The 16,619-nt window shown below is 70.9% G+C and carries 19 protein-coding genes and 1 pseudogene; 8 read left to right on the forward strand and 12 right to left on the reverse strand.

Features of this window, described 5'->3' with window-relative positions; genetic code table 11:
• Positions 1-32 precede the first annotated feature (32 nt).
• Together FOJ82_RS09485 and FOJ82_RS09490 are read left to right on the forward strand one after the other, a co-directional pair.
• Entirely contained in the window at positions 33-1,262 is a 1,230-nt protein-coding gene (locus tag FOJ82_RS09485; protein WP_143938235.1) for an ATP-binding protein, read from the forward strand.
• Positions 1,259-2,518, forward strand: coding sequence for a tetratricopeptide repeat protein (locus FOJ82_RS09490; RefSeq protein WP_143938236.1), 1,260 nt, complete (start codon positions 1,259-1,261; stop codon positions 2,516-2,518). Before FOJ82_RS09485 ends, FOJ82_RS09490 begins: the two co-directional genes overlap by 4 nt.
• A gap of 24 nt (positions 2,519-2,542) precedes the next feature.
• On the opposite strand, the gene FOJ82_RS16200 is transcribed toward FOJ82_RS09490, so the two are convergent.
• The 7 genes and pseudogenes from FOJ82_RS16200 to FOJ82_RS09520 all read right to left on the reverse strand — a co-directional run bounded on the left by FOJ82_RS16200 (position 2,543) and on the right by FOJ82_RS09520 (position 7,801).
• Positions 2,543-2,701: a hypothetical protein gene (locus tag FOJ82_RS16200; protein WP_185975709.1), complete on the reverse strand. Its 159-nt coding sequence runs from the start codon at positions 2,699-2,701 to the stop codon at positions 2,543-2,545.
• Positions 2,698-3,126 carry a hypothetical protein gene (locus FOJ82_RS09495; protein WP_221933091.1) on the reverse strand — a complete coding sequence of 143 codons (429 nt, stop codon included), beginning with the start codon at positions 3,124-3,126 and terminating at the stop codon, positions 2,698-2,700. The genes FOJ82_RS16200 and FOJ82_RS09495 overlap by 4 nt, the downstream gene beginning before the upstream one ends.
• Before the next feature lies 1 nt (position 3,127).
• Positions 3,128-3,442: a hypothetical protein gene (locus tag FOJ82_RS09500; RefSeq protein WP_221933092.1), complete on the reverse strand. Its 315-nt coding sequence runs from the start codon at positions 3,440-3,442 to the stop codon at positions 3,128-3,130.
• Entirely contained in the window at positions 3,439-4,290 is an 852-nt protein-coding gene (locus tag FOJ82_RS09505; protein WP_143938237.1) for an SPFH domain-containing protein, read from the reverse strand. The genes FOJ82_RS09500 and FOJ82_RS09505 overlap by 4 nt, the downstream gene beginning before the upstream one ends.
• On the reverse strand, positions 4,280-4,915 hold the full coding sequence (locus FOJ82_RS09510; protein ID WP_143938238.1) for a hypothetical protein: 636 nt from the start codon (positions 4,913-4,915) through the stop codon (positions 4,280-4,282). The genes FOJ82_RS09505 and FOJ82_RS09510 overlap by 11 nt, the downstream gene beginning before the upstream one ends.
• A 134-nt stretch (positions 4,916-5,049) precedes the next feature.
• Positions 5,050-7,362, reverse strand: a pseudogene (locus FOJ82_RS09515) (nitric-oxide reductase large subunit); the annotation flags it as partial.
• A 97-nt stretch (positions 7,363-7,459) separates the two neighbouring features.
• Positions 7,460-7,801 (reverse strand): MGMT family protein, encoded by a 342-nt coding sequence (locus FOJ82_RS09520; protein ID WP_143938240.1) that lies wholly within the window; start codon positions 7,799-7,801, stop codon positions 7,460-7,462.
• Positions 7,802-7,881: 80 nt separating this feature from the next.
• Between FOJ82_RS09520 and murQ the strand changes: the two genes are divergently transcribed.
• A complete protein-coding gene (murQ, locus tag FOJ82_RS09525; RefSeq protein ID WP_143938241.1) occupies positions 7,882-8,787 on the forward strand; it encodes an N-acetylmuramic acid 6-phosphate etherase in 906 nt (301 codons plus the stop codon).
• On the opposite strand, the gene FOJ82_RS09530 is transcribed toward murQ, so the two are convergent.
• The gene (locus tag FOJ82_RS09530) at positions 8,771-9,199 is read right to left on the reverse strand and encodes a hypothetical protein (protein WP_143938242.1); all 429 of its coding nucleotides are present in this window, start codon (positions 9,197-9,199) and stop codon (positions 8,771-8,773) included. The two genes, murQ and FOJ82_RS09530, sit on opposite strands and share 17 nt — an antisense overlap.
• A gap of 56 nt (positions 9,200-9,255) precedes the next feature.
• Between FOJ82_RS09530 and FOJ82_RS09535 the strand changes: the two genes are divergently transcribed.
• The 5 genes from FOJ82_RS09535 (at position 9,256) to FOJ82_RS09555 (ending at position 13,674) form a co-directional block, all read left to right on the forward strand.
• Entirely contained in the window at positions 9,256-9,813 is a 558-nt protein-coding gene (locus FOJ82_RS09535) for a hypothetical protein (RefSeq protein WP_143938243.1), read from the forward strand.
• A 7-nt stretch (positions 9,814-9,820) separates the two neighbouring features.
• Positions 9,821-10,162 (forward strand): hypothetical protein, encoded by a 342-nt coding sequence (locus FOJ82_RS09540; RefSeq protein WP_143938244.1) that lies wholly within the window; start codon positions 9,821-9,823, stop codon positions 10,160-10,162.
• A complete protein-coding gene (locus FOJ82_RS09545; protein WP_143938245.1) occupies positions 10,162-10,938 on the forward strand; it encodes a hypothetical protein in 777 nt (258 codons plus the stop codon). Before FOJ82_RS09540 ends, FOJ82_RS09545 begins: the two co-directional genes overlap by 1 nt.
• Before the next feature lie 166 nt (positions 10,939-11,104).
• Positions 11,105-12,565 (forward strand): Gfo/Idh/MocA family protein, encoded by a 1,461-nt coding sequence (locus FOJ82_RS09550; RefSeq protein ID WP_143938246.1) that lies wholly within the window; start codon positions 11,105-11,107, stop codon positions 12,563-12,565.
• Positions 12,562-13,674, forward strand: a complete 1,113-nt coding sequence (locus FOJ82_RS09555) for a glycerate kinase (RefSeq protein WP_143938247.1) — start codon at positions 12,562-12,564, stop codon at positions 13,672-13,674. The genes FOJ82_RS09550 and FOJ82_RS09555 overlap by 4 nt, the downstream gene beginning before the upstream one ends.
• Before the next feature lie 3 nt (positions 13,675-13,677).
• Here FOJ82_RS09555 and FOJ82_RS09560 read toward each other — a convergent pair whose 3' ends face one another.
• The 4 genes from FOJ82_RS09560 to FOJ82_RS09575 form a co-directional block, all read right to left on the reverse strand.
• Positions 13,678-14,340, reverse strand: a complete 663-nt coding sequence (locus tag FOJ82_RS09560) for an SIMPL domain-containing protein (protein WP_143938248.1) — start codon at positions 14,338-14,340, stop codon at positions 13,678-13,680.
• A gap of 108 nt (positions 14,341-14,448) precedes the next feature.
• Positions 14,449-15,168, reverse strand: coding sequence for a DUF937 domain-containing protein (locus tag FOJ82_RS09565; RefSeq protein ID WP_143938249.1), 720 nt, complete (start codon positions 15,166-15,168; stop codon positions 14,449-14,451).
• A gap of 96 nt (positions 15,169-15,264) precedes the next feature.
• A complete protein-coding gene (locus FOJ82_RS09570) occupies positions 15,265-15,882 on the reverse strand; it encodes an HAD family hydrolase (RefSeq protein WP_143938250.1) in 618 nt (205 codons plus the stop codon).
• On the reverse strand, positions 15,879-16,607 hold the full coding sequence (locus FOJ82_RS09575; RefSeq protein WP_185975710.1) for a PIG-L family deacetylase: 729 nt from the start codon (positions 16,605-16,607) through the stop codon (positions 15,879-15,881). Before FOJ82_RS09575 ends, FOJ82_RS09570 begins: the two co-directional genes overlap by 4 nt.
• Between the last annotated feature and the right edge of the window lie 12 nt (positions 16,608-16,619).

The raw sequence follows: 16,619 nt of genomic DNA on the forward strand, positions 1-16,619 counted from the left end.
TCTCCAGCAGTGCATCTGGAGGGTGAGTGCGAATGAGCGGTGACGAGGACTTCCTCGACGTGATCGAGAACGAGGTGCGGGCCGACCCGCGGAACCTGGCGCTTCGGGAGGACTTCGTCACGCTGCTGTTGCAGGCTGACCCCGATCGTGCCGCGGTGGCGCTGGACGAGCTCGAGGCCGCCGGCGGTGAACCCTCCCGGATGCGGGTCCTGAGGGCCCGCCTGATGGCTGCCCGCCTCCGCGGTGGGACCGTCGTGCCGCCGTCGGAGCCATCGCCGTCCGCACCGGCTCCGCGGTCCGCGACGCCCCCCCGCCCGACGCCCGCCCCGGCCGAGTCCGACTCCGATGCCGACCCAGGGGATCCTGCCGCCACGCAGGGCCTCTGGGATGCCGAGCGCCCGAGCGTCACCCTCGCCGACGTCGCAGGGCTCGCCGAGGTGAAGCAACACCTCGACTCCACCTTCCTGCTCCCCCTGCGCAACCCCGAACTGGCGGCCGCGTTCGGCCAGAAACCCGGCGGGTCGCTGCTGATGTACGGGCCGCCCGGCTGCGGCAAGACCTACATCGCCAAGGCCATCGCCGGCGACCTCGGGGCCGCGTTCATCCACGTCACCCTCGCCGACCTGCTGAGCAAGTGGCTGGGGGACAGCGAGAAGGCCGTCCAGAGCGTCTTCCTCGACGCCCGCGCCGCGTCGCCCTGCGTGATCTTCTTCGACGAGTTCGACGCGCTTGGCGGGCGCCGCAGCTCCGGCGGTGGCGGGTCGCAGGCCACCCGCATGATCGTGACCCAGCTGCTCGAGGAACTCGACGGCGTGGCCAGCGTCAACGACGGTGTGTACTTCCTGGCCGCCACGAACCGCCCTTGGGACATCGATCCTGCGCTGCGTCGGCCGGGCCGGATCGACAAGACCGTGCTGGTGCTGCCGCCCGATGCCGAGGCCCGCGCCGGGATCCTGCGCGGTGCGCTCGAGGGCAGGCCCGCGGCGGTCGACCCGCTGGCGGTGGCCGCGGCCACCGATGGGTTCTCCGGCGCTGACGTCGCCCACGTCGCGAAGGTGGCGCTCCAGAAGTCGATGGCGGCCTCGATGGCCAAGGGCGAGATCGTCCCGGTGACCACCGAGTCGGTGCTGCAGGCGGCGGCGACGGTCACGCCGTCGACCACGACGTGGTTCGACCAGGTGGCACCCGTCCTGGAGTACGGCGTCGACGACGGCACGTTCGAGCAGCTGCGCGCCTACCGGGTGAAGAAGGGGTTGCGATGAGCACCGAGGAGATGGACCACGTGGAGCGTGAGGCGGACCTGGCCTGGGAACTGTACGAGGCGCTGCCGACCCATCCCGAGGTCCCGCGGCTGGCGCTGCGGGTCCTGGCCGCCAGTCCCCAGCGCAGCGGGATGCGGATCCTGCTCGCGCGCCACCACGAGGCGCTCGACGAGTTCGACGCCGCGCGTGAGGTCCTGCTCGACCTCGCCGGGCGGCAGGACCAGCAGTTCGTCAACGCTGCCCGCGCGCTGCGGGACCTCGCGATCACCATGCGCGACCACGACGAGGCGCTCCGCTGGGCCGAGGTCGTCCTCCGGCACGAGCAGGAGGACTGGTACGACCACATGCGGCTGGGCGTCGCGACGACGCTGGCCACCGACCTCGAGACCGGATGGCGGCGGATGGACGACGCCGTCGACATGTGCGCCCGCACCGACCCCGACTCGCTTCCCTACGCCTACACCCATCGGGCGCTGTTCCTGTTGGTGACCTACGCGCCCGTGCCGCGCTTCCTGGACGCCGCGCAGCGGGCGCTCGAGGCCAACCCCGCGGACGAGTTCCTCACCCACGCGCTCGCCTACGCCTACCTCCACGAGTACCGGTTGGACGACGCCGAGCAGCACCTGCTGGGCATCCTACGGGCCGACCCCACCGACGAGATTGCGCCGTCGCTGTTGAAGATGACCCGGACGGTGCAGGCCCAGCTCGAGAAGCACGAGGTGACCGTCGAGCTGCTGCGGCAGCAGGGGCTGATGGAGCTGGCCTGGGGACACATGCGTGCGAAGGAGGCGGGCACCACGCTCGCCGACGCCCTGGCGGCCCTCGACGATCTTCTCCCCGACGCCTTGCGCGCAGCCCTGCACCCGCCGGCGGACCGGAGAACCGCCGCGGAGTCCCACGGCAGCCCCGAGGTCGCGGCCTGGCACGACGGCCAGCAGGCGGGGACGGGTGCTCTGTGGGGCGAGGGCAACACCTTCCGGCTGTTGTCGGCCGCAGAGGTCGCCGCCATGGACGACGCCATCGAGCGGGACCCGGAGGCGTTCCCCCAGTGGGACGCCGACGGCTCCTACTACTTGCAGGTGCTCACCGACGACGTCGGCAGCTACCTGATCGAGGGCCCGCGCGGTGCCCTCTACCGGCGCAGCGCCGACGGTGACGTCGAGATCGCGCCCAGCGTGGCGGACTGGTTCTGGGACCGGGTGGCGGACTTCGGCGGCGCCGACGCGCGTCCTGCTGCGCTGCGGTCCAGCCACTGACGCCGCGCGGGACCGGGCTGGGGATCAGCCCCAGCCGCCGAGGGCCCAGCAGCCCACCGCGAAGATCACCAGACCGCCGAACATGGCGATGGTGATGAACGCGCTTTCGGTCTCGCTCGGCGGTTTGTGCTCGGCCTGGTACTGCTCGACGTCGAACTCGCCGGTCTCGGTGTTGGTGCTCATGCGATTGCCCCCAGTCGGGTCAGGTCGGAGAACAGGGCGACGGCCAGGACGACGAAGACCACGCCCATGAAGATGGTGTACATCCAGCGCTGCCGGTGGTCGGCCCGCCAGAACCGGCGGACGCTGACGACGCCGTTGACGACGGCCACCGCGCACAGCAGCAGCCCGATCGGGGCCGCCACCCAGCCCGCCAGGCTCAGCACGGGCACCAGCACGGGGATCAGCAGGTAGGTGATCAGGCAGCGGATCCCGGAGAAGAACACCGAGATCCGGAACGCGCGATGTGCGCCGCGCCCACTTCGCTCGTCGATCGTTGTGATGCCGAACAGCCGCCGCATGAAGCGGTCCGCCACCCCGTCAGAGGCGAACGTGCGCGGGGTCGCCGTCCGGGTGACCTGGACCGCCGAAGCGGCGCCGGTGGCCATGTCAGGCCGCCGTTTCCGCCGCGGCGTCGGCCTCGGCCGCTCGCCTTCCGCGCCACAACCGGACCCCGCCCAGGACGGCGAGGAGCACGCCGATGCCTCCGATCACCACTCCGCCGAACAGGCCCCAGTAGAGCGGGTCGAGGATGACCTCCCCGTCGGGCCTGCCGGACATGGTGCCGATCAGGAATCCCAGCAGGGGGGAGAGGGCGGCGATGCAGACCCCGAGCACGGTCATCCAGAACCCCGGCGCGGTGGGCACGAGCCGCACTGGGCGGCCCGGGGTGATCGTGACTTGGTCAGTTCCTGTTTCGCTCATCGGGAATCACCTTCCAGGGGACGGTCGACGACGGCCAGCCCGGGCTTGCGCACGGGATCGGCGGGCTTGGTCTCCTCCGGGGCGGACGTGACCTGCTCCACGGCCCTCACGAGCGGGCCGATGATGTCCATCGGGAGGGGGAAGACGACGGTGGAGTTCTGGTCCGCGCCCAGTTCCAGGAGGGTCTGGAGATAGCGCAGCTGCAGCGAGGCGGGCGCCTCGCTCAGCGTCAGGGCGGCGTCGCGGAGCTCCTGGGAGGCCTGGAGCTCGCCGTGGGCGCTGATCACCTTGGCGCGGCGCTCCCGCTCGGCCTCCGCCTCCCGCGCCATGGCGCGCTGCATCATCTCCGGGATCTCCACGTCCTTGATCTCCACCACGGACACCTCTACGCCCCACTTCGCCGTCTGCTGGGCGATGGACTGCGCGAGGTCCTCGTTCAGGTCCGCGCGGTGGGCCAGGAGCGTGTCCAGGTCCGCCCGACCGACGACCGAGCGCAGAGTGGTCTGGGCGAACTGCGACGTCGCGACGGCGTGGTTCTCCACCGACATCACCGAGTGCACGGGGTCGACCACCCGGAACATCACGACGGCGTTGACGCGGGCGGTCACGTTGTCCTTGGTGATCACCTCCTGCGGCGGGATGGTCAGGGTGACCACGCGCAGGTCCACCCGCACCATCTTGTCCAGGAACGGGAACATGAACACGAGCCCAGGGCCGAGTGGGCCGCGGAGTCGGCCCAGGCGGAAGGCCACCACACGCTCGTACTCGCGCACCACGCGGATGGACGCGAAGGCGAACACCAGCAGCAGGGCGACGGCGAGTATCACCAGGATCACTTCAGTCGGCATTCTCGCTCCTCCTGTCCGAGGCGTAGGTGGTGCGACGGCGGGTCACGGCCGCCGCGACGACCTCCCGCTCCTGCAGCGACTCGTCCAGGGTGCGCACGACGGCGCCGTTCGGATCGGCCGGGGTGCGGCGCAGGTGGGCCCACAGTGGCGCGGCGCCGAGCGCCACCAGGAGCGCGGTGGCGAGCACCAGGAGCTGGCTCGTCCAGCCCGTCACTGTCAGGGCGGTGACCGCAGGCCAGGTCACCGCGAGCACCGTCACTGCGCACGCGATCCCACGGTGGAACCGCGCCGACTCGGACGCGGGCCAAGTGTCCACCAGCCGCCGCATCTCGCGCCCGTCGTCGGAGGAGGTGCAGGTGTCCTTGACCGGGCACGAGTTGCACACCGTCGGGCTGCCCCGGTACCGCATCACGCGGTTCTCTGGGTCGAAGGACTTCGGCCACAGCCACTGGTCCTCGGGGCACAGCCAGGCGTCGTGGTCCTCGTGGTAGACGAAGCCGCCGCTGCGCTGCTCCTGCAGCCTGGTCTGGGCGCGTCGGGCCAACCGGTCGATGCCGTAGGCGACCAGCAGCAGCACGACCCCGTAGCCCGCGCCCAGCCAGGCCGGGAGCTCGACCGGGGTCACGACCCGGCCCCCGGCGGATCCTCCGGCGGCCTGCGGTCCGAGGCGTAGCGGCTGGGCGGGAGCTCGTCGGTGGCGACGGTGCCTGTGGTCGAGACGCCGACCAGGCCGGTGCGGTCCTCCCGGGCCTCCTCGTGCTCGATCACGAACAGCGTCTCGGGCTCCATCGTGGTGACGGTGGGCTTGATGCCGTGGCGCACCCCGAGCCAGGCTATCCAGACGAACGGGAGGATGCCGGCGATGAACACCACGTCACCGGGCATCCGCAGCCACTCGAGGATCACGTTGCCGGGGGTGGCGATGTAGCCGAGCGTGCGGGCCTCGAAGTAGCCCTCGTTGACCGAGTGCCACAGCTGCAGCACGCCGAGCGGCAGCAGGGTGGCGAACACCATCCAGGCCAGCCCGATGTTGAGGCACCAGAACGAGAACCTGGCCAGCTTCTCCGGCCACCTCTGCGGCGGGATGATGTAGCGCAGCGCGAACAGCGCCATGCCGACGGCCATCATGCCGTAGACGCCCATCATCGAGCCGTGGGCGTGGTTCGCGGTCAGCGCGGTGCCGATCTGGTAGTAGGACACGATCGGCAGGTTGATCAGGAAGCCGAACACGCCCGCGCCCACGAAGTTCCAGAAGCCCACGGCCACCAGGAACATCACGGCCCAGCGGTGCGGGAACGGTGCGCTGCTGCGCGACTCCTGCCGGGCGCCGAGCTGCAGGAAGGTCCAGGCCTCGACCGTCAGGAACGTCAGCGGGATCACCTCGAGCGCCGAGAAGAACGCACCCAGCGCCATGTGCTCCACCGGGGTGCCCGAGAAGTACAGGTGGTGCATGGTGCCGATCACGCCGCCCACGGAGTACAGGATGACGTCCATGAAGATGATCTGGATGGCGATCTTGCGTCGCACCACCCCGAGCATCACGAAGATGTAGGCCACCATCACGGTGGTGAACAGCTCCAGGAAGTCCTCCACCCAGAGGTGGACCACCCAGAACCGCCAGAACTCGGCGACGGTGAGGTGGGTGTCGTTGGTCGCGAGCAGGCCGACGGCGTAGAACGCGGGGATCGCCAGGCCGGCGTAGAAGAACAGCCACGGCATGTTGAACTTGGACTCGGAGCGCAGCCTGGACCGGATGGCGCGGTAGATGATGATGATCCACAGGAACAGTCCCACCACCAGCAGGATCTGCCAGAACCGGGGCAGGTCCAGGTACTCCCACTGCTGGTCGAAGAAGATCGAGCCCCGCGCCCACTCCGGCCCGAAGGTGCTGATGGCTGTGCCGACGACGGTGCCGAGCACCACCACGGCCAGCGCGCCGAGCAGCCCGTAGGCCAGCCAGTGCTGCCGCCTCGGCTCGCGGCCGGAGATGATCGGTGCCAGGAAGATCGCGATCGCGAGGAAGGCGGCGGCCGTCCACAGCAGGGACAGCTGCACGTGCCAGGTGCGGGCGAGGTTGAACGGCAGCAACTGCGCCAGGTCCAGCCCGAAGAAGCTCGACAGCTCAGCGCGGTAGTGCTCGACGGCGCCTCCCAGCGTGGCCTGCGCGAGGAACAGCAGCGACACCACGAGGAAGAACCACGCGGTGGCCTTCTGCGCCTTGGTGATGCCCACCTGGCCGGGCTGCTTGAACGCCAGGCTGGGCACCTCGCTGCTGTGCCAGCCGATCTTCTTGCTCCAGCGGCCGTAGATCGCGAACAGGGCGCCGAGGCCTGCGAGCAGCGCGATCAGCGACATCGCCGACCACACCAGGATGTCCGCCGTCGGCTGGTTGTCCACGCGGGGCTCCGGCGGCCAGTTGTTGGTGTAGGAGTAGTCCTGGTTGGGCCGGTCAGTGGAGGCCGCCCACGCCGTCCAGCCGAAGAACGCCGTCAGGTCGTGGATCTGATCGGGATCTGTGATCACCGATGGGAGCAGGCCGTGCTCGGTGGTGTCGGTGCCGAAGAAGTCCGCGTAGTAGTCACGGATCTCCTCGAAGGCGCTCACCTGCTCCGGCGTGAACACGAGCACCCCCGATGCGGGATCGTACCGGTTGGTGCGCATCAGCTCGACGGTGGCGCGAGCCGGGTCCTGGACGCCCTGGTCCGTCAGGGACTGGATCACGTGCTCGCTGGCCAGGCGCAGGTACTCGGCGGTGTAGTCGGGTCCGAGGTAGGCGCCGTGCCCGACGATGGAGCCGTACTGCTGCAGGCCCCGGCTCAGGAAGATCTCCTGGCCGGACGTGATGTCCGCCTCGGTGAACACCTCCTCGCCCGTCTCGCTGGTGACTCGGGTCGGCAGCGGCATCGAGTCGGAGTAGGTGCGGTAGGCCAGGAAGCCCATGACGAAGAAGCCGAACACGAGGACGAGGGCGACGCCCTGCACCCATCCCTTGGATATGACCAACTCGGCCTTGTTCGGCCTGAGATCGGGGTTGCTGTCGATGAGACTCACTGCTTGACCACCTGTTCCCATGGGATCTGCCGGTTGCTGGTTCGCGTTCGAGCGACACTAGCCAACACTTCAATGGAGTTTGGTGGTTTCGGCACAATTGGAACCGCCCGGTTCCTGGTCAGTCGGAGGCCAGGTCCGCCGTCGCCTCCTCGAAGTCGGCGGCGAGCCCGGCCAGGTCCGCCCGGTACGCGGCCATGCGTGCACCGCGTCCGTTCGGCTTCAGCGCGATGCCCTCCGCGGCCCAGTGGTCCGCAGCCTCGGCCTGCAGGTGGAGGGGGAGATCGCCCGCATGGTTCGTCACCCGCCACCACGGCACCCCGTGCCCGCCGCGGGCCATGACGGCCCCCACCTGCCGGGGGCCGGTCCCGACGAGGGCCGCGACGTCGCCGTAGGAGACGAGCCGTCCCGGTGGCACCAGCTCAACCGCCCGCAGCACCTGTTCGGTGAGCTTCTCGTCCATGGGGCCACACTACGGCCGCCGGTCCGGGATCCGGCGTCCATGCGGCAGCGGGGGGCGTCGAAACACGGGAGGATGGAGCCATGACAGAACTGCCGAACAACCTCGCCACCGAGGGCGTTGACCCGCGCTTCGCAGACCTCGACACCCGCGACGTCGCGGAGCTGGCGCGCGTCATGAACGACGCCGACGCCGGCGTCACGGACGCCGTCGCCGCGGCGCTCCCGCAGATCACCGCGGCGATCGAGGAGGTGTCGCGCCGGTTCAACGACGGTGGCCGCATCGTCTACCTGGGCGCCGGCACCTCCGGCAGGCTCGGTGTGCTGGACGCCTCGGAGTGCCCGCCCACCTACAACACCCGACCCGAACAGGTGGTGGGGCTCATCGCCGGCGGGGAGCACGCGCTGCGCAACGCCGCCGAGGGGGCGGAGGACAGCGCGCAGCTGGGCGCCGCCGACCTCGACGGCATCGGCGTCACCGCGGCCGACGTCGTCGTGGGCATCGCCGCCAGCGGCCGCACCCCCTACGTGCTGGGGGCGCTCGCCCGGGCCCGCGAGGTGGGCGCGGCGACGGTTGCGCTCAGCTGCAACGCCGACGCCGAGATCTCGGCCGCTGCCGACCTCCCGATCGAGGTGGTGGTCGGGCCCGAGGTGGTGGCCGGCTCCACGCGGCTGCGCGCCGGAACCGCGACCAAGCTGGTGCTCAACATGATCTCGACGATCACGATGATCAAAGCGGGCAAGGTCTTCGGGAACCGGATGGTCGACATGCGCGCCAGCAACGAGAAGCTCAGGACCCGGGCGGCCCGGATGGTCTCCGAACTGGCCGACGTCGACGTCGCGGCCGCCACTGAGACGCTCGACCGCAATGGCTGGAGCGTCAAGCGGGCCGTGCTGGCGCTGCTCGCGGACCTCGGACCGGCAGACGCCGCGCGGGTACTCGACGAGCACGGCGGCCGACTGCGAGACGCGCTCACCGCGAGGGGTTGACGCCTCCCCGGTTGGCCGCGACGATGTGCACCAGCGTCCTCGCAGCCAGCGCCAGGACCGTGCTCAGCACCGCGCCGAGGCCCAGGACGAACAACACCAGGGACAGGGACTCCGACTGTTCCGGGCGCAGGACCCGGGCGACGAACCACGCCGCCATCCCGGCCAGCACCAGGGCCGTCAGGAACACCCAGCGCGCCGTCGTGGCGGCACCCGTGACGAGGGTGGACAGCCGCCACACCGCGACGCCGATCACGAAGGCGCCCAGGAGCACCAGCAGCGCGAACATGGATCCCACCAGTCCGGCGAACGCCTCCGGCAGCGGCAGCTGCAGTGCGGCCAGTGCGAAGCCCTCGAGCACGCAGCCGAGGTACAGGATCAGCCACAGGGCACGGGTCTGGTTGCGCTCGCTCACGCGTCCGATCGTCTCACAACGAGGGGCTGGACCGACGTTCCGTTACCGTGGAACCCATGTCTGAAGCCCCCGCCCCCGACAGCGTGTTCACCTTCGAGTTCGACCGCTCGGGATCCGTGTCCGGACTCACGATCGCTGACCGGTGGTCGCGGGTCGTGGAGCTGGAGGACTTCGGCTACGCGCTGCTGTTGGCCTACGCCGAGCAGCACGCTGCAGCCGCTGCCGGCGTCGCCACCGTCGAGGCCGGCGGGGACCCCGACGACGTCCGCTACCCGAGGGAACTGCGCGACGACGTGCTCGACCTCGCACGCGACGTCTCGAGGATGCTCCAGGGCCTGGCGACGTACTCGCCCGAACCGCAGGAACCGGTCGAGGTGGGCGACCGGCACCGACACGTCGTGATCGAGTCGATCAACGGCGTGCCCAACAAGATCGAGGTCGACGAGCCATGGCTCCGCAAGGCCGACCTCGCCGACGTCGAGCAGGACGCCGTCGCGGCCTTCCGTGCCATGGCTGCCGAGGCCCCGAGGGACGAGTTCGTCGGTGAGCTGGGCGGACTCCGCGAACGGTTGGCCGGGATCGTCGCACGCCGCAACGACTTCAACCAGGGATGAGGGACACATGGGATTCGAGGAACTGAGGACCAAGCTCTACTGGTTCGCGCAGGAGAAGGGGAACCTGGAGGACGCGGAGGAAGCGGTCCGGTCGGTCCACGGCGACACCGAGGCCATCGCGTTCAACGTCGGCTCCAACACCAACCTGGTGGACGTGAAGGCCGCCTACGACGACCTGCGCTCGGCCGTGCTGGACGAGCCGAAGGTCTCGCTCGACGCCGGGGGAGACCTCCTGGACTCGCTCGCGGACGCGATCGGGGCGACGGGCAGCAACTACCTGGTGATGGAGTCGCAGAACACCGCCTACGCGGCCCAGATCCTGGCACTGATCGAGCAGGAGGGACTCTGATGAGCAGCGCAACCACGGACGAGATCGAGAACAAGATCCGCGAGATCCGCCGGGACCTGGCCGACGCCGCCGGCAGGATCGACGGCGCGCTCCAGGACGCCGTCGACAAGATCTTCAGCCAGTGGTACGTCCCGGACTTCCTCAAGGACCGGGCCCTGAACAAGGCGCAGGAGGCCTCCAGCGAGTTCCGACGGATCCCGCCGAAAGTGGACCCCACCGTCGAGCTGATCCTGCGCGAGATCAACGACTACAAGGCGGTGTCCACGACCGCGCCGCAGTACTGCGCCGTGGACTTCGCGGCCGCCGCGGACTCGGTGGGGCACGACCAGCTGGGCCCCAACGGCGACGACTGGGAGTCGGGCAACACCCAGAGCTACCGCAACGCGGTCCATGCCCTGCCCTCGAAGTTGCAGAACCTCCGTGACGCCGTCGAGGACATCTGCGAGATCATGACCGATCTCAAGGGCGACTACGACAGCTACTTCACAGGCGTGCTCGTGGCGGTCATCAGCCTCGCCATCGCCATCGCCGGACTCGTGGTGGCGATCGTCGGACTCGTCCTGGCGATCCCGTCCGGCGGCGCCGGACTGGTGGTCGCGATCGTGAGCCTCGTGGTCGCCGTGGTCGGTGCCCTCGTGGCGGCCATCGCCTTCGCGACGCTCACCGACATGGACGCCGCCCGCGCCACGGCCGCGCAGCGGCTGCGTTCCGCGGCCTCGTCGGTGCGCAACTCCCACTGGCCGCTCGAGCCGTCGATGGGCAGCACCGGCTGGTGAACCGGGTCGCTCAGGTGGGCGGGAGGGTGTCCGACGGCGTCGGGCACCCTCCCTTTCTGCCGGACTCCGAGCACCCGGGAAACCGCTTCCCGCTATGCTGGTGGCAGCCGGCCCAGAGCTCCCGGGTCAGGCGTGTGAAACCCCTTCCAGCGACTGCAGGGAAACCATGACAGAACCAGCTCTCACGGACCAGAACCCCACCGCCCCCAGGCCGTCGACGTCCTCGTCGACCACCGGGGGGCCCGGCGTGGTGCCAAGCTTCGCCGACGTCCCGGCCGGGCGGCCGCGCACCCGGTTCGCCGTCGTCGGCACCGGGCACCGGGCCGGCATGTACGTCACGGCGATCACCGGCGACCACGCCGACGTCGCCGAGCTCGTCGCCTGGTGCGACACCAACCCGGGCCGGATGGACTTCTACGACGCGGAGGCCGGGGCCGCCCTGGGCCTCGGAGGGCCGGCTGGCCTGCCGCAGTACGGGCCGGAGGACCTCGAGCGCATGGTCGCCGAGCAGCGGGTGGACGCCGTCGTGGTCACCACACCGGACTTCACCCACGCCGAGCTGGTGGCACGGGCGCAGGCGGCCGGGGTGGACGTCGTCGTCGAGAAGCCGCTGGCGACCACGGCCGAGGGCTGCCGCACCATCATCGAGTCAGTGGCCGCCACCGGCCGCGACCTCACGATGACCTTCAACTACCGCTACGCGCCCCGGAACTCGTCGCTGCGCGAGGTGATCGCCTCCGGCGCCATCGGCACCCCCACCAGCGTCCACTTCGAATGGGTCCTGGACACCGTCCACGGCGCCGACTACTTCCGCCGCTGGCACCGCCGGCAGCGCAACTCCGGCAGCCTCCTGATCCACAAGGCGGCGCACCACTTCGACCTGGTCAACTGGTGGCTCGACGACGCGCCCGCGCGCGTGTTCGCCTCCGCCGGCCTGCAGTTCTACGGCGACGAGAACGCCGCCGAGCGGGGCCTGGGGGAGCGGCCGGAGCGGGGCACCGGGGTCACCGGTGACCCGTGGGCCCTCGACCTCACCCGCGACCCCCGCCTGCAGGCCCTCTACCTGGACTCAGAGCACCACGACGGGTACCTGCGTGACCGCGACGTGTTCACCCCTGGCATCGACATCCACGACAACATGGCGCTCGTGGTTGACTACCGACGGGGAGCGCGGATGTCGTACTCGCTGAACGCCCACTCCCCGTGGGAGGGGTACAACGTGGCTGTCAACGGGACGCAGGGAAGGGCGGAGCTCACCGTCGTCGAGCGCGGCGCCGTGGAGGTCGCGCCCGACGGACGCGTGGTGCTGGACGCCTCCGCCAACCCCGAGGCCCCCGGCGCGACGGCGTCGCGCCCCGAGGGCGAGCGGCTGCTGGTGCAGCGCCACTGGGAGCCTGCCCGGGACGTCGCCATCCCCGCCGGCATCGGCGGCCACGGCGGTGGTGACGCGATCCTGCTGATGGACGTCTTCCGGCGCGACCTTCGGCTCGGGCCCGATCCGCTCGGCCGCGCCGCCGGCTACCTCGACGGTGTGCGCGCGGTCGCGGTCGGCGTGGCCGCCAACCAGTCGCTCGCGACCGGCCGCGCAGTGGGCATCGACGAGCTCGGGCTCGGCGTGGAGCTGTGAGCCCGTCTGTCGTCGTCGCACTCGACAGCTTCAAGGGGACCATCTCGGCGGCCGACGCGGTCGCCGCGCTGGCCGCCGGCTGGGGGAGTGCTGGAGCCGTCGACGCCGTGCTGCGGCCGATGGCCGACGGCGGCGAGGGCACGATCGAGGCGTTCGCGACTGCGGTGGCGGGGGCCGAGCGGCACCCGGTCCGGGTCACCGGTCCCGCGGGGGGCCCGGTCGAGGCCAGCTGGCTGCTGCTGCCCGGGACCGACGACGCCCCGCGCGGCACCGCGGTGGTCGAGCTCGCCTCCACCTCCGGGATCGAGCTGCTCGGCGAGCGCAGGCTCGGCCTCGACGCCGACACCACCGGCTTCGGGCAGGCCATCGCTGCGGCCCTCGACCACGGCGTCTCGCGGCTGCTGCTCGGCATCGGCTCCAGCGCCTCCACCGACGGCGGCGTCGGCATGCTGCGCGCGCTCGGCGGCGAGTTCACGGACAACTTCGGCGAACCGGTCGCGCCCGGCGCGCGCGGATTGGAGCGGCTCGCCTCGGCACACCTCGACCGGGTCAGACGCCCACCCGTCGGGGGCGTGAAGGTACTCACCGACGTCACCAACCCCCTGCTCGGCCCGGTCGGGGCCGCCGCGGTGTTCGGACCGCAGAAGGGTCTCGACGCCGACGGCGTCGCACGGGCGGAGGCAGGGTTGGCGCGGCTGGCGAAGCTGATGCAGGTGCCGTTCTACGAGCCCGGCGCCGGGGCCGCGGGGGGAACCGGGTTCGCGTTGCTCGCCTGGGGTGCCCAACTGGTCCCCGGCGCACGGGAGGTGGCAGACCTGGTGGGCCTGCGGGAGGCGATCGCGTCCGCGGACCTGGTGGTCACCGGCGAGGGCGGCTACGACTCCCAGTCCGCCAAGGGCAAGGTGCCCGCCCACGTCGCCGCCCTCGCCGCCGAGGCCGGGGTGCCGTGCGTGCTGGTGGCCGGGCGGATCGGTGACGACGCGGACACCTCCGGGTTCCGCGCGGCGGTCTCGCTCACGGACCTGGCGGGGTCCCCGGAGGTCGCGTCGGCTGAGCCCGCGCGCTGGCTCCGCGAGGCGGGAGCGGTGCTGGCCTCCAAGCCCTTGTGACGGTCAGGCGGTGGTGAAGCGGGCGTGCACGGTTGAGTGCACCTCGATGTCCTCGGGCGTCAGGTCGACGCCCTCGCCGCGTCCCCCTCCGGCCGCGCCGCGGGCCATCGCCCCGGCTGCGAACGCCATGGGCTGGGACTCGCCGGAGTCCGGGAACGGTGCGTCGGAGAGCTCCACGAACGTGACGGCGCCGGCGCCGGCGGCCTCCGCGAGGACCTCCGCCCTGTCCCGGGCGTTGGCGACGGCGTCGGCGAGGACCCGGGACTTCTCCGCCTCCTCGCGCTCGTCGGTGAGCTTCCACCGCACGCGCTCGACGCTGACGCCATCCTCACGGCCCCAGGTGTCGATGAAGGCGCTGAGCTCCCGGAAATTGTTGAACGTCAGTTTCGCCCGGCTGGACGCCCGGTGCCGGTACGGCAGCTGGCTGCCGTCCTGGGCGTAGGGGCGCCAACTGCGGGTGGACAGTGCCAGCAGCACCGTCTCGGTGACCGGGCACGGGTCCTTGGCCCTCAGGTTCTGGAACTCGGTGTTCATGGCGTCCGCGAGTTCGGAGGCCTTCTCGACCGCTCGGTCAAGGTCCCCGGACTCGTGCCCGAGGCTGAGGTGGACGACGGCGAGTTCGGGCTGGAATGAGGCCTTCGCCTCGCCCACGACGGTGATCTTCACTGGTGCTCCTGACGTGGCGGGGTCGACCGGACGGGCTGCATTCGTCCGGTCGCCCCGCGCTCGATACTACTGAGAATGATTCTCAAAAGCTAGTCCTTTGGGGGAGGGTCACTTCTTGCCGAAGATGCCGCCCAGGATGTCTCCCAGCACGCCACCGCCGCCCTCCTCCTTCTCCTCTGCCCGGCGCCGCGGTTCCTCGGAACCGGTGGGGAACTCCTCGGTCGGGAACTTGTCGGTGGAGCCGCCGGAGTCCGGGACGTTGAAGGGACTCTCACCCTGCTGGACGGACTCGCCCGTCGTGGTCGCCCCGCCGCCGCCCCCGCCGAGGATCTGGCCGAGGATGTCGCCCAGCCCGCCCCCGCCGCCGGTCTGTTGGCGGCCTGCGGACTGGTCGCCGCCGAGGACGCCACCGAGGATGTCGCCGAAGCCGCCCTTGGTGACCTTGCCCGCCAAGTAGCCGAGCACGATCGGCGCGAGCATCCGGAGCAGCTTGCCCACCTGCTCGTTGCCGAGCAGGCCGCCAAGCGCCGCCGGCGGGGCGTCGCTGCTGCCGAGGACGTGGGAGACGATCTTCTCGCCGTCCGCGGTGTCCACCTGGTTCAGGTCCACCCGCGAGTCGGTGTAGAAGTGCGACGAGCTGTGCTGGTCGAGTGCGCCCGCCAGCGAGGCCTCGCCCGCCGGGCTGCTGGCCGCGTTGGCCTGCATGCCGCCCATGAGCGTTGCGACTGCCTGGCGGGCCGCCTGTTCGGCCGTCGCCTCGTCGGTGCCGAGTTCACCCGCCAACTGGTCCAGGGGGATTCGGTTCAGGATTTCGTTGACCGCATTCATCGGGGATCCTTCCGAGTAGTGGAGGAGTTCAATAAAGCACAAGCACCCAGCCCGGGCATGGAAAGGTGCAAAGTCTGCCGCCAGCCACCGACGGCCTCAGGCCAGGAACTCCAGCAGGTCCGTCAGCTCGTCGATCTGGTGGTCGCCCGCGACCGGGACCTCGACGCCGGGGGTCGTGAGCATCACCGTCGCCATGCCGGCGGACGCAGCCGACTCGGCGTCGATGGGCCGGTCGCCGATCCCGACGCACTCGGACACGTCCAACCCGTGCCTTCGCACCAGCTCGGAGTACATCGCCGGGTCCGGCTTGCGGGGGAAGCCGTCGTCGGTGCAGACGAGGTCGTCGACGGTGATCCCGAGTCCCTCGAGCAGGGAGGTGGCGCTGGCGCGGTCGCGGTGGGTGACCACGAGGTTCAGGCCGCTCACCCGATCCATCACCTGTTTTACGCCGGGCATCGCCGGCGGCGGCGAGGTGCGCCACCGCTGCTTCAGCTCCCGCTCCGCCTGCCTGAAGTCGGCCTCCGGGATGGCGTAGCGCTCGGAGAGCGTGCCGATGGCGTGTCCCGTGGAGACGCGGGTGGCGGCCGCGACGTCGCCGGGACTGACGCGTTGGCCAGTGGCCCGGACGACGCCGGCGAGGATCGCGTCCAGCCCGGGGTAGGTGTTGACGATGGTGCCGCCCATGTCCCAGAAGACGTGCCGGTATCCAGTCATGCGCTGATCCTTCCCGTGTCGCCGCGCAGCCCCACCGACGTGCGCACGGGCTCGCTCTGGCCGCCGCTGTGCGTGAGGGTGGTGCCATCAACGCTCACCTGCGACGCGTGTTGCTCCAGTGCCCTGATGACGACGGGCAGGTGGCGCTCCAGGTCGAGCCACAACACGTCCTCGCCGGGCTCGTGGACCACGACGGCGAACTCGCGCGCGAGGACGTCGGCGGCGGTGCGGGCCAGGTGGTGGCAGCGGACGTGGTCGGGGTGCCCGTAGCCGCCGTCGGCGTCGTAGGTGATGACCAGTTCGGCGTCGACGTGGCGCAGCCAGGCGATCATGTCGGCCACGACGTCGGCCTCCTCTGCGGCGCAGAAGGAGCGCTCGTCCGAGGACTCGGCGGGCCCGGCCACGCCCTCGCTGACCCACGCCATCCCGGAGTCGCGGTAGTGGCGCGAGCCGATGCCGTCGCGGGCGGGCGGGTCACCGAGGAACGCGTGCTCGGTCACGCCCAGCGTCGCGAGGGCTGCGTCGAGCTCGTTCTCGCGGTGGGCCACGAGCTCGGGGGTGCCGGCGAGGTGGGACAGCGGCCCGGGCACGACGTCGCCCAGCTCCCCGCGCGTGGCAGTCAGCACGGAGACTGCGTGACCCCGTTCAACGAGCTGGGCGATCAGGGCCCCGGTGGCGATGGTCTCGTCGTCGGGGTGGGCGTGGACGAAGGTGATCCTGCTCAACTGTCCTCCGGT

This window comes from Tessaracoccus rhinocerotis (assembly GCF_007197885.1).
In the GTDB taxonomy this organism is placed as follows: Bacteria; Actinomycetota; Actinomycetes; order Propionibacteriales; family Propionibacteriaceae; genus Arachnia; species Arachnia rhinocerotis.

Excerpts from the sequence above, each read along its gene's own strand:
- FOJ82_RS09565 (WP_143938249.1), bottom strand. The coding sequence starts at position 15,168 with ATGAATGCGGTCAACGAAATCCTGAACCGAATCCCCCTGGACCAGTTG.
- FOJ82_RS09500 (WP_221933092.1), bottom strand. The coding sequence starts at position 3,442 with ATGAGCGAAACAGGAACTGACCAAGTCACGATCACCCCGGGCCGCCCA.
- FOJ82_RS09505 (WP_143938237.1), bottom strand. The coding sequence starts at position 4,290 with ATGCCGACTGAAGTGATCCTGGTGATACTCGCCGTCGCCCTGCTGCTG.
- FOJ82_RS09535 (WP_143938243.1), top strand. The coding sequence starts at position 9,256 with ATGTCTGAAGCCCCCGCCCCCGACAGCGTGTTCACCTTCGAGTTCGAC.
- FOJ82_RS09570 (WP_143938250.1), bottom strand. The coding sequence starts at position 15,882 with ATGACTGGATACCGGCACGTCTTCTGGGACATGGGCGGCACCATCGTC.
- FOJ82_RS09540 (WP_143938244.1), top strand. The coding sequence starts at position 9,821 with ATGGGATTCGAGGAACTGAGGACCAAGCTCTACTGGTTCGCGCAGGAG.
- FOJ82_RS16200 (WP_185975709.1), bottom strand. The coding sequence starts at position 2,701 with ATGAGCACCAACACCGAGACCGGCGAGTTCGACGTCGAGCAGTACCAG.
- FOJ82_RS09485 (WP_143938235.1), top strand. The coding sequence starts at position 33 with ATGAGCGGTGACGAGGACTTCCTCGACGTGATCGAGAACGAGGTGCGG.
- FOJ82_RS09550 (WP_143938246.1), top strand. The coding sequence starts at position 11,105 with ATGACAGAACCAGCTCTCACGGACCAGAACCCCACCGCCCCCAGGCCG.
- murQ (WP_143938241.1), top strand. The coding sequence starts at position 7,882 with ATGACAGAACTGCCGAACAACCTCGCCACCGAGGGCGTTGACCCGCGC.
- FOJ82_RS09490 (WP_143938236.1), top strand. The coding sequence starts at position 1,259 with ATGAGCACCGAGGAGATGGACCACGTGGAGCGTGAGGCGGACCTGGCC.
- FOJ82_RS09495 (WP_221933091.1), bottom strand. The coding sequence starts at position 3,126 with ATGGCCACCGGCGCCGCTTCGGCGGTCCAGGTCACCCGGACGGCGACC.
- FOJ82_RS09545 (WP_143938245.1), top strand. The coding sequence starts at position 10,162 with ATGAGCAGCGCAACCACGGACGAGATCGAGAACAAGATCCGCGAGATC.
- FOJ82_RS09520 (WP_143938240.1), bottom strand. The coding sequence starts at position 7,801 with ATGGACGAGAAGCTCACCGAACAGGTGCTGCGGGCGGTTGAGCTGGTG.